Origin of the sequence: Streptomyces blattellae (assembly GCF_009709555.1) — a bacterium.
Lineage (GTDB): Bacteria > Actinomycetota > Actinomycetes > Streptomycetales > Streptomycetaceae > Streptomyces > Streptomyces blattellae.
The window spans coordinates 63,560-73,670 of sequence record NZ_WJBG01000154.1 but is presented as its reverse complement, the minus strand read 5'-3'; the positions used below and the strand labels follow the sequence as shown (position 1 = coordinate 73,670).

The 10,111-nt window shown below is 70.6% G+C and carries 10 protein-coding genes; 2 read left to right on the top strand and 8 right to left on the bottom strand.

What is annotated here, in order from left to right; translation table 11 throughout:
- From GFH49_RS18295 to GFH49_RS18285, 3 genes are all read right to left on the bottom strand, one after another.
- Positions 1-293: pore-forming ESAT-6 family protein (locus GFH49_RS18295; protein WP_155057068.1), on the bottom strand; the 293-nt coding region annotated here is incomplete at its 3' end.
- Positions 294-359: 66 nt separating this feature from the next.
- Positions 360-686, bottom strand: a complete 327-nt coding sequence (locus tag GFH49_RS18290; protein WP_155053939.1) for a hypothetical protein — start codon at positions 684-686, stop codon at positions 360-362.
- 177 nt (positions 687-863) lie between these two features.
- A complete protein-coding gene (locus tag GFH49_RS18285) occupies positions 864-2,069 on the bottom strand; it encodes a PP2C family protein-serine/threonine phosphatase (protein ID WP_155057066.1) in 1,206 nt (401 codons plus the stop codon).
- A gap of 162 nt (positions 2,070-2,231) precedes the next feature.
- On the opposite strand from GFH49_RS18285, the gene GFH49_RS18280 reads away from it, so the two are divergent.
- On the top strand, positions 2,232-3,485 hold the full coding sequence (locus tag GFH49_RS18280) for a GNAT family N-acetyltransferase (protein ID WP_155057064.1): 1,254 nt from the start codon (positions 2,232-2,234) through the stop codon (positions 3,483-3,485).
- A gap of 316 nt (positions 3,486-3,801) precedes the next feature.
- Here the strand turns inward: GFH49_RS18280 and GFH49_RS18275 are convergent, their stop codons facing one another.
- Together GFH49_RS18275 and GFH49_RS18270 are read right to left on the bottom strand one after the other, a co-directional pair.
- Positions 3,802-4,611: an Fpg/Nei family DNA glycosylase gene (locus GFH49_RS18275; RefSeq protein WP_155057062.1), complete on the bottom strand. Its 810-nt coding sequence runs from the start codon at positions 4,609-4,611 to the stop codon at positions 3,802-3,804.
- A gap of 92 nt (positions 4,612-4,703) precedes the next feature.
- Positions 4,704-5,189 carry a ribose-5-phosphate isomerase gene (locus GFH49_RS18270; protein WP_155057060.1) on the bottom strand — a complete coding sequence of 162 codons (486 nt, stop codon included), beginning with the start codon at positions 5,187-5,189 and terminating at the stop codon, positions 4,704-4,706.
- Positions 5,190-5,402: 213 nt separating this feature from the next.
- On the opposite strand from GFH49_RS18270, the gene GFH49_RS18265 reads away from it, so the two are divergent.
- The gene (locus GFH49_RS18265; RefSeq protein WP_155057058.1) at positions 5,403-6,836 is read left to right on the top strand and encodes an amino acid permease; all 1,434 of its coding nucleotides are present in this window, start codon (positions 5,403-5,405) and stop codon (positions 6,834-6,836) included.
- A 168-nt stretch (positions 6,837-7,004) separates the two neighbouring features.
- Here GFH49_RS18265 and GFH49_RS18260 read toward each other — a convergent pair whose 3' ends face one another.
- From GFH49_RS18260 to GFH49_RS18250, 3 genes are all read right to left on the bottom strand, one after another.
- A complete protein-coding gene (locus GFH49_RS18260; protein ID WP_155057056.1) occupies positions 7,005-7,601 on the bottom strand; it encodes a biotin transporter BioY in 597 nt (198 codons plus the stop codon).
- Positions 7,602-8,036: 435 nt separating this feature from the next.
- Complete coding sequence (locus GFH49_RS18255) at positions 8,037-8,663, bottom strand: histidine phosphatase family protein (protein ID WP_155057054.1); 627 nt, start codon at positions 8,661-8,663, stop codon at positions 8,037-8,039.
- Entirely contained in the window at positions 8,660-10,093 is a 1,434-nt protein-coding gene (locus tag GFH49_RS18250; protein ID WP_155057052.1) for an FGGY-family carbohydrate kinase, read from the bottom strand. Before GFH49_RS18250 ends, GFH49_RS18255 begins: the two co-directional genes overlap by 4 nt.
- Positions 10,094-10,111 lie beyond the last annotated feature (18 nt).

Below are 10,111 nucleotides of genomic sequence, written 5' to 3'. Positions count from 1 at the left end.
GCCTTCGCCCGCTGAAGCGTCGACTGCGCCGTAGCGTCGTTCTTCTCCAGCGTCGACTTCAGCAAAGCGATGATGTTCCGCACCTCGTTCGAGGCACTGTTCCACCGCTGCTCCTTGCCGTGGTACTCATCCGCCACCCCATCCGCCGTGAAGTCCGCCATCGCCGCCTTCACCTGACGGTCACGATCATCGATCACCGACTCCAGACGAGCGATCACCGCCTGGATATTCGCCTGCGCATCCGACGACGCACCCGTGTCATACGACCGACGATCAGCACCCGCACCCGCCATCACACACCACACCCCGAAAGACGAACCAAACCCCACACAGAGGTCCTGACAGAACGAAGCCCACGCTCAGCGGAACCGCGCCGCATCAAAGTTCGCAGCCCCCATCTGCTGCCGCGCGTTGTCCCCCTGCTCCTGATCACCCGAGGAAAACGCCGAATCCATACCCGACTGACCGCCCACAATCGCCGCCAGCGACCCGTTCAGTTCCCTCGTGATTCCGTCCGCCCGCGCCTTGAACTGATCGAACATCACCCGACCCGAACCGTTGAACCTGCCCTCCAGCGGCGCCGCCGCCTGCACCAACTGCTGGATCAACACACCCAGATCGTCACTCGACCCCCGCGAACCACGCTGCAGGTTCTGCAGCGTCTGCGCACCCATGTCGAACTTCATACCGAACTCGCCTCCCCCATCGGGCTGCTACGGCGGACCCATCGGATCCTCAAGACCACATGTCCTGCATTACATCTCTACCAACTCCCTGATTGCTCATGCAATCGAGTGTCTGAGGTAGTTACAGAGGCAACACAAACCCAGACCAATACAGGGTGCGCGTATGCGAACAAACAATCAGGAGAGGGACGTTGCGGGCGATACGGGCGGTGGGGGCGCCGCCGTCGGCCCCTGGCGGCAGATCAGCAGCAGGGCCCGGTCGTCGTTCACGTCCTTCGCCACCGCCTCGATGAGGTGCCAGGCCGCGCCGTGGAAACCGCCGGCGACATAGCGGTCGGCCTCGCCGGTGAGGCGGTCGATGCCCTCGACGATGTCGCGGTCGGATGTTTCCACCAGACCGTCGGTGAACAGCATCAACACGTCGCCGGGGCGCAAAGAGCCCTTGACCGGGTCGAACTGGGCGCCGTCGTACACCCCCAGCAGCGGTCCCTCGGCCGCCTTCTCCTCCCAACGACCGCTGCCCGCGCTGAGTTGGAGCCCTGGTGGATGCCCGGCGGAGTACAGCTCGTAGTCGCCGGAGTCGAGGTCGAGGACGAGGTGGATGGAGGTGGCGAAGCCCTCGTCCCAGTCCTGGCGGAGGAGGTAGCCGTTGGCGGCGGGGAGGAAGGCGTGCGGGGGCAGGCTGCCGAGCAGGCCGCCGAACGCGCCCGACAGCAGCAGTGCCCGCGATCCGGCGTCCATGCCCTTGCCGGAGACGTCGGTGAGGACGACCTCCAGTGTGCGCCCGCCGTTCGTCCGCGCGGCCACCACGAAGTCCCCGGAGAAGGACTGCCCGCCGGCCGGACGCAGCGCCATCTCTCGGTGCCATCCGGCCGGCAGGCCCGGCAACTTGCTCTGCACCCGGATACGTTCCCGCAGGTCGAACAGCATCGTGCCGCCACGCCGCCAGGGCACGCCGACCCGGCTGCGGAACTGCGCGATCAGTAACCCGAAGAACCCGCATGCGGCGACCACGAGCACCACACCCGGCGTCACCCGGGACGGCCCTTCCGTGTACGGCCCGAGCTTCACCGACTCCACGATCAGCGCGGTCGCCGCCGCCGCGTAGAGGCCGAGCAGGCTGGCGGGGCGCAGCAGCAGCCCGCCCGCGACGATGGGAAGGACCAGGGCGGCCGGTGAGAACCACACGGAGTTGGCGAGCGTGGCGGCGGCGATCAGCGGGATGGTCAGCAGCAGTCCGGCCAGCGCGATCCAGTCCGAGCCGTCGCCGCGGAAGTAGTCGACGGCGCTTCTGCGCAGGCTGGTGCGGACCCGGTGCCAGTGCATCTTCAACCGGGCCGTGAACGTCTCGGCCGCTGTGCGCCGCTCTCGTCCTGCTGCCATTAGTTCGGGACCCTATCCATCCGACCAGCCGCTTGGCACGGGAGGTCCCACTTGTCCCCCGTCCGAGGCTCGACTTCACAGTGAACTTCACAGAAACCCATCGCGCCCCCGCCCCGGCGAAATTCCCTGGCTCCTTTCACAGCGCCCTGATAGGCATGGGCCATGGGCACAGAGAGCGCGACGGACGCCGTGACGGATTTGCGGGTGCTGCGGCAGGACGAGTGGAACGTGTGGTTCGACACCCTGATCCGCGCCTTCGGCGGGGTCCCGGAGTCGGCCGAGGAGCAGGAGCTGTGGAACTCCCTCACGGAAATGGACCGTTCGATCGGCGCCTGGGACGGTGACCGGTGCGTCGGCACGGCCGGGGCGTTCACCTTCCGGCTGACCGTGCCCGGCGGCGCCTCGGTGCCCACGGCGGGCGTCACCATGGTCAGCGTGGCCGCCACCCACCGGCGGCGCGGGGTGCTGACGGCGATGATGCGGCGGCAGTTGGACAATGTCCGCTCCTGGGGCGAGCCGCTCGCCGTGCTGACCGCCTCCGAGCCGGAGATCTACGGGCGGTTCGGGTACGGCGTCGCGACGTTTCACGCCAACGTCGAGATAGACACGAGCCGTGTACGGCTGTCCGTGCCGCCCGGCACCGATGACGTACGGCTGCGGTACGCGGCGCCGGCCGAGGCGCTGGACGCGTGTGAGGCGGTGTACGCGCGGGAGGTGTCGCTGCGGCCGGGAATGCTGGCCCGGCAGCCCGGCTGGGAGCGGCTCGGGGTGCTGGATCCGGAGCGCGAGCGGGAGGGAGCGTCACCCCTGCAGTGTGTGGTGGCGGAGCGGGACGGCGAGGTCGTCGGGTACGCGCGCTTCCATGTGAAGCCCGAGTGGGACATCACCGGGCCCAAGGGCACGGTCCAACTGCGGGACGCCTACGGGCAGGACCCCGCGGCGCACGCGGCGCTGTGGCGTTTCCTGTGCGATATCGACCTCACCTCGACGCTGAGTGCGCGCGGGCGGCCGTTGGACGAGGCGTGGCAGTACCTGGTGTCGGACATCCGCCGGTGCTCGCTGCAGGTGCGGGACTCGCTGCACGTACGCCTGGTGGACGTGGGGGCGGCGCTGGAGGCGCGGACGTATCTGGCCCCGGTGGACGTGGTCTTCGAGGTCGAGGACGCGTTCTGCCCATGGAACGCGGGGCGTTGGCGGCTCACCGGCGACGCGAAGGGGGCGTCCTGCGCACGCACCGAGGACGCGGCCGATCTCGCCCTCTCCGTACGGGAGTTGGGGGCGGCCTATCTCGGCGGCGTGACCCTGGCCGCGCTGGGGACGGCCGGGCGGGTGCGGGAGCTGCGGGAAGGGGCACTTTCGGAGGCGTCGGTGGGGTTCGCGTCGACCGTGGCACCCTGGCTGCCACACGGCTTCTGACAGCCGGTCAGCTCTGCCTGTCAGCCCCGCAGCCCCGCCCGCAGCCCCGCCGGCAGCCCCGCCGGCCAACTTCTCACCGACAGCCCCACCCGTCACTCCCGCCCGGCAACTCCGCAGGCAGCCCCACCGTCACCCCCACCCGACAGCCCCGCCCGGCAACTCCGCAGGCAGCCCCACCCGACAGCCCCGCCCGGCAACTCCGCAGGCAGCCCCACCGTCACCCCCACCCGACAGCCCCGCCCGGCAACTCCGCAGGCAGCCCCACCGTCACCCTCGCCCGTCACCCCCGTCGGCGGTCCCGGCGGTCCCGGCGGTTCTAGCGGCTTTGGCAGGTCGGGCACCAGAAGAGGTTGCGGGCGGCGAGATCGGCGGTGCGGATCTCGCCGCCGCAGATGTGGCAGGGCAGGGTGGCCCTGCGGTACACGTAGACCTCGCCACCGTGGTCGTCGACGCGGGGCGGGCGGCCCATCGCCTCCGGCGTGTGCTCCGGGCGGACGGTGTCGATGCGGTTGTTGCGGACGCCCTCACGCATCAGCTCGACCAGGTCGGTCCAGATCGCGTCCCACTGGGCCGGGGTGATGTCCTTGCCCGCGCGGTACGGGTCGATGCCGTGCCGGAAGAGGACCTCGGCGCGGTAGACGTTGCCCACGCCGGCGATGACCTTCTGGTCCATGAGGAGCGCGGCGATCGTGGTGCGGCTGCGGGAGATGCGCCGGTAGGCCGCGTTCCGGTCGGCGTCCGTGCGCAGGGGGTCCGGGCCGAGGCGGGCGTGTATCGCGTCCTTCTCGGCATCCGTGATCAGGGCGCAGGTCGTGGGACCGCGGAGATCGACGTACGACGTGCTGTTCGCGAGGCGGAGGCGGACGGTGTCCGTCGGCGGGGGTGCGGGGGCGTCACCGAAGTTGACCTTGCCGAAGAGGCCGAGGTGGATATGGACCCAGTCGGCGTCCCGGAAGCCTAGGAAGAGGTGCTTGCCGTGGGCGTCGGCGCTGCGGAGGGCTCCGCTGTGGAGGAGGGCTGCGGCGTCGGAGAACTTGCCCTGGGGGCTGGTGACGTGTGTTGCCCGGCCGGCGAAACGGTCCGCGTAGTCCAGCGCCAGCCGGTGAATCGTGTGACCCTCGGGCACGTCCCGCAATCCTTTCCCACCCGCCCGCCTGTGTCGGTCTGCGGACAGGCGGGCCCTCGAAAGAGCCTCTGCTGCTGCGGCTCGAAAACCCTCTACTGGTGCGGGTGGTGCGCCGGGATCGGCGGCAGGTCGCCCGTCGTCTCGTAGTCGCCCAGCATCTCGATCCGCCGCAGATGGCGCTCGTCGCCCGAGAACGGTGTGCCGAGGAAGGTCTCGACGAACTTGGTCGCCTCGTCCGCCGTGTGCATGCGCGCGCCCACCGCGACGACGTTGGCGTTGTTGTGCTGGCGGCCGAGCGACGCCGTCTCCTCGCTCCAGGCGAGAGCCGCGCGCACGCCCTTGACCTTGTTCGCGGCGATCTGCTCGCCGTTGCCGGAGCCGCCGATCACGATGCCGAGGGAGTCGGGGTCGGCCGCGGTGCGCTCGGCGGCGCGGAGGCAGAAGGGCGGGTAGTCGTCCTGGGCGTCGTAGATGTGGGGGCCGCAGTCCACGGGGTCGTGGCCGGCCGCCTTGAGCCAGTCGACGAGGTGGTTCTTGAGTGCGAAGCCCGCATGGTCGGAGCCGAGATACACGCGCATGGGGAGAGTGTGACACGGCTGTTTTCGGGCAGCAGCCCCGGGGCCGGGCCAAGGAGCGTGCGATCAACCCCATAGAACCTCAGGAAAACCTCAAGTAACAATCTGGATTCAAAGGTTCAATAATCGATACACCTCAGATTCACTGGATCGATTCGTACGCCCCGTGCCCCGCTCGCACGGCAATCTGCTCGTCCGGCGCAAAGGAAATCCCCCATGACCTCGCAGCCGACCCTCTCCAACGCCAGCAAGGACCCTGGGGCCACCGGCGAACCCGGTACCGGCCTCCAGGCAGGTCTCAAGAACCGTCATCTGTCGATGATCGCCATCGGCGGCGTCATCGGGGCCGGGCTCTTCGTCGGGTCCAGTTCCGGTATCGCCACCGCCGGACCCGGCATCCTCCTGTCGTACGCCCTCGTCGGCACGCTCGTGGTGCTGGTGATGCGGATGCTCGGTGAGATGTCGGCGGCCAACCCGACCTCGGGTTCGTTCTCGGCCCACGCCGACCGGGCGCTCGGGCGCTGGGCCGGGTTCTCCATCGGCTGGCTGTACTGGTTCTTCTGGGTGGTCGTGCTGGCCGTCGAGGCGACCGCCGGCGCGGTGATCCTGGAAGGCTGGGTCCCGGCCGTCCCGCAGTGGGCCTGGGCGCTGATCGTGATGGTGGTGCTGACCGCCACCAACCTGGTCTCCGTCGGCTCCTACGGCGAGTTCGAGTTCTGGTTCGCCGGGATCAAGGTCGTCGCGATCGCCGCGTTCATCGTCATCGGCGGTCTCGCCGTCTTCGGGCTGCTGCCGGGCGTCGACAGCGAGCAGGCCGGGCTCGGCAACCTCACCGACCACGGCGGCTTCCTCCCGAACGGGCCCGGCGCGATCCTCACCGGTGTGCTGCTCGTCGTGTTCTCCTTCATGGGCAGCGAGATCGCCACTCTCGCCGCCGGTGAGTCCGAGAACCCGCGGCAGGCCGTCACCAAGGCCACGAACAGCATCATCTGGCGGGTCGCCGTCTTCTACCTCGGCTCGATCTTCGTCGTGGTCTCCCTGCTCCCGTGGGACAGCAAGTCGATCGCCGTCGACGGTTCCTACGTCGCCGCTCTCGACTCCCTCGGTATCGCGCACGCCGGTCAGATCATGAACTTCATCGTGCTGACCTCGGTACTGTCCTGCCTCAACTCCGGCCTCTACACGGCCTCCCGGATGGCCTTCTCGCTGGGACAGCGCGGTGACGCGCCCAAGGCCTTCGCCAGGACCACCAGCCGTGGTGTGCCGCTCACGGCGATCATCGCGTCCGTCGTCTTCGGCTTCGTGGCGGTCTTCTTCAATTACGAGTTCCCGGACTCCGTCTTCCTCTTCCTGGTCAACTCGTCCGGGGCCGTGGCGCTGTTCGTCTGGCTCGTCATCTGCTTCTCGCAGCTGCGCATGCGGAAGATCATCCAGGCCGAGGCGCCGGAGAAGCTGGTCGTCCGGATGTGGCTGTACCCGTATCTGACCTGGGCCACCGCCGCGCTGATCGTGTTCGTCCTCGGCTACATGCTCACCGACACCGAGCACGACGGACGCGAGACGGTGCTGCTGTCGCTGCTGGTCGCCGCGGGCGTACTGGCCGTCGCCTTCGCGAAGGAGAAGATGACCCGCACGACGCGGATTCGTTGATCACGCAGACCGCAACCGCTCCCGCAGCATCCGCGCCCGCGCGTGGGAGTTGTGGCGACGCGGGGCGCGCAGTCAACCGCCCCAGACCCGCCTCCCGAACCGGGAAGCGGGACAGGACGCAAACACAGCACCACAGCCAGTGGCGCCCGTCGGGCAAGCCCAGGACTTTCAGTCCCGGGTCGTTGACTGCTTGTTGACGAACTTCCAGGCCGCCGGCAGCACACCCATCGCCAGAGCCGCCTTGAGGGCGTCGCCGATCAGGAACGGAGTGAGGCCGTCCGCGATCGCCGCGGACGCGGACATGTCGGCGGCGACGGCGAGATACGGCACGCCGATCGCGTAGATGATCGCCTCACCGAGCAGCATCGCGCCCGCCATACGCGGTACGGAACGGTCGGCGCCGCGGCGGGCCAGGGCGCCGACGGCGGTCGCCGCCAGCATCATCCCGACGATGTAGCCGAAGGAGGCGGAGGTCCCGGAGGAGCCGCTCGCGAACCACGGCACACCGGCCAGGCCGGCCAGCGCGTACACGAGCAGCGAGAGCAGGCCGCGCCCGGCGCCGAGGCTCGTGCCGACCAGCAGCGCGGCGAAGGTCTGGCCGGTCACCGGCACCGGGGAGCCGGGCACGGGCACGGCGATCTGGGCGGCGAGGCCGGTGAGCGCGGCGCCGCCGAGCACGAGCGCGGCGTCCCGGACGCGGGAGGCGGGAAGGAGGTCGGCGAGGACCTGCCCGGTGCGGGCGGGGGCGAGGGCAGTGGTGCTCATGGGGACTCCGGGTGAGGACGGTTCGGGACACCGCGACGCTAACCCAGGGCATCTGAGCCCATCACCGTCATCGCTCGACAAAGGCGGAAGCACGGCTGTGGTGGACTCCTGACAAAGAGTGCGGCTACACGCGATCCGGCGTGACACCGGTCACTGAGGTGGAGCCGTGTACGTCACGAGGAGGGCGAAGACGGGGCTGTGGGGTCTCTCCAATCCGGGTCTCCTTGCTGCTGGATTGTTATTGCAAGTTATGTGCAGCAAGGCTTTGAGGGGTCCTTGGCGAGCTTGGAGAGCCTGGGGACCTTCATTGACGCCCTGACCCGCCGGAACGTCCTGCCTCGTGATCGTCTTCTCAACGTCCACGTGCGGCAGGCGGATGAAGGAGCAGGCCCCGCGAGGACGTGACTCGCGGGGCCGGCTCATGCGTCCATGGCGCTACGGCAGGTCCGGCTCGCAGGGCACATTGAGGGAGAGAAGGGCCGCGGAGCCGTCGGTGTTCACGCGGAGTTCGCTGAGCGCCGTGTTGCGGAGTTTGGGGAAGACGCGGCGGTAGTCGCCCAGCGGGATGGACAGAAGGCTGCACAGCACCAGGCGGAGGAGGGTGTTGTGGGCGACGACGAGGACCCGTTCGCCGGGGTGGGCGGCGGCGATGCGGCGCAGGGCTGCCGTGCCGCGGGCCGCCGCGGCCACCGGGTCCTCGGCCCCGGGGAAGGGGTTCGCTGCCGGGTCGGCGCGGAACGCCTTCGCGTGGTGCGGGTGCTCGGCCGCGAACTCGGCGAGCGTACGGCCCTCCAGGACCCCGAAGTCGCATTCGGCCAGGGCGGGTTCGCGGTGCGGGGTGAGGTGCAGGGCGCGGCAGGCGGGCTCCGCGGTGGCGATGGCCCGGGAGCGCGGGGACGTCCAGATCGCGTCGACCGGATGGGCCGCCGCCCAGCGGCCGAGGGCCTCGGCCTGGGCGCGGCCCGTGTCGGTCAGGCCGATGTCGCTGACTCCGGCGTAGCGGTTCTCGCCGTGCCAGACGGTCTGGCCGTGGCGGGCCAGGAGGAGGGCGGTGGCGCTCATGGATCGGCAGTATCCATGGTGAGCCGTGCGCGGGCGTGCGCCGCGACCGGCGACGGCAGCCAGCCGCGCGCCTCCAGCTCGTCGACGAGCCGGGCGTACGGTTCGGCGAAGCGGGCCGTGCGGTCGGGGCGGGGGTCGACGACGGTCCGGATGCGCACCATCCGTTCGGCCGTGCCGGCGAGCGAGGTGCCCCCTCCGGTGCCGTACGCCGCCAGCGCGGCCATCCCCAGCGCCGGTTCCGTCCGTTCCGGTACCCGCGCCGTGCGGCCCAGGACGTCGGCGCGCAGCTGGTTCCAGTACGGGCTGCGGGCGGCGCCCCCGGTGAAGGTGAGCGGGCCGTCGAGCGGGGCGCCCAGGTGGTGCAGGTAGTCCAGGCAGAGGCGTTCGGTGTAGGCGACACCCTGGAGCAGCGCGGCCCACAGGTCGGCGTCGCAGCTGGGCTGGCCGAGCACGACGGCGGTGGCGCCCGGGGCCAGGAACGGGAAGCGTTCGCCCGGCGACGCCAGCGGGTAGGCCACCGCGCCGGACGGTTCGAAGGCCGCCGCGGCCGCGTCCATGGCGGCCGGGTCGGCGCCCGAGAACGCGGCGGTGAGCACACCCGCGCCCACGCTGGACGCCCCGCCCGGCAGCCAGCCCCCGTCCGGCGCACGGTGGTTGTAGACGACGCCGGCCGGGTCCCGGACCGGTTGCGAGGTGGCGCCCTTCAGCACCAGCGTCGTGCCGAGCACCGAGTTCCAGGAGCCCTCGCGCAGCGCGCCGGAGGCGATCTGGGCCGCGCAGCCGTCGGTCATGCCGGCGATCACCGGGGTGCCGGCGGGGATGCCGGTGGCCTCGGCGGCGGCCACGCAGACCTCGCCGAGCCGGGTGCCGGGCCGTACGACGTCGGGCAGCGTCCCGTCCGGCAGGCCGAGGATGTCCGGCCAGGCGTCGCGCTCCACGTCGTAGGCCGTCTTCAGCGCATGGCTGGAGTCGGCCGGCACACGCCGGCCCACGAGCCGTGCGGTGATCACGTCGGGCTGGTGGGTGAGCCGTCCGGGTCCGTACGTCTCCGCCAGCCACCGCGCCTTCGGCAGCGCCCAGGTGTTCTGCACCCGCAGCCCCGCCGCCCGGGCCTTCGCTCCCTGCTCGGCGGCCCGTCCGTCGTCGTACATCAGGGCCGGGCTGACCGGCTGCCCGGAGGTGTCGGTCAGCAGTACCGTCCCGGACGTCCCGCACACCGCGATGCCGCGCACCGGCGCGGGACCGGGCAGCGCGGCCCTGGACGCCGCGCACACCGCGTCCCACCACTCCCCCGGATCCTGCTCGTGCCGTACGCCGTCACGCCACCCGGCCAGCGGGGCCGTACCGCTGCCCAGGACCGTGCCGTCCCCGGCGACCAGCAGCGCCCGGACGCCCTGCGTGCCCAGGTCGATCCCGAGCCACGACTCCATCGCACCTCCCACACCTGG